The sequence below is a fragment of the Pseudomonas sp. B14(2017) genome (genome assembly GCF_002113255.1).
Lineage (GTDB): Bacteria > Pseudomonadota > Gammaproteobacteria > Pseudomonadales > Pseudomonadaceae > Aquipseudomonas > Aquipseudomonas putida_Z.
In genome coordinates this window covers 1-565 of record NZ_NEJY01000064.1, presented here as the reverse complement: position 1 = coordinate 565, position 565 = coordinate 1, and the positions used below count along the sequence as shown (strand labels likewise).

Sequence of the window (565 nt, the reverse complement as noted above, 5' to 3'; positions counted from 1 at the left end):
GCTCATGTATTCGCCCACTGTCAGCGACACCCGCAGCGGCGTTACCTGCTGCCCGGCAAACAGGGCAAACGCCGAGCGATGCACATGGCCGATCAGGGTCTTGGTCCGTTCACTCAGGTGCTGGCTGAGCGCATTCCCGGCGCTGTTGGTCGCGGCCAGCAACTGGCCAACGGCATCCTGTATCGGCTTGATCATCAGCAGCTGGCCATCGGCGGTACCGGCGATGCCCTTGATGATGTCGTACACCTTGCCGAAGTCGTCCCCGGACAGCGCGTTGGCCACCTGCTGCATCAGCTTCTGGTTCTTGGCCAGTAGTGCCTGGTAAAGCAGGCTGCGGTCGTCTTCCAGTAGTTGCTGCCAGATATGCTGGGTGATCCCGAGCGGCTGACCCTCCTGCGGCAGGGTTTCAGTGGGCCCGCCGGCCAGGCAGGCGGCCATCATCTGGATGAAGTACTCCACCGAAACAGGGGAGGTCGCGTCATAGTCGTAGTAGCCGATCTGCTGAAACGCCCGCTTGGCATAGTGCCGCGCATACAGATCGCCAACCTGGTCGATCATCGACTGC

The 565-nt window shown here is 61.9% G+C and carries 1 pseudogene; it reads right to left on the bottom strand.

Annotated elements, in window-relative coordinates:
* Window positions 1-565: pseudogene (locus tag CAG34_RS27345) on the bottom strand (hypothetical protein); the annotation flags it as partial.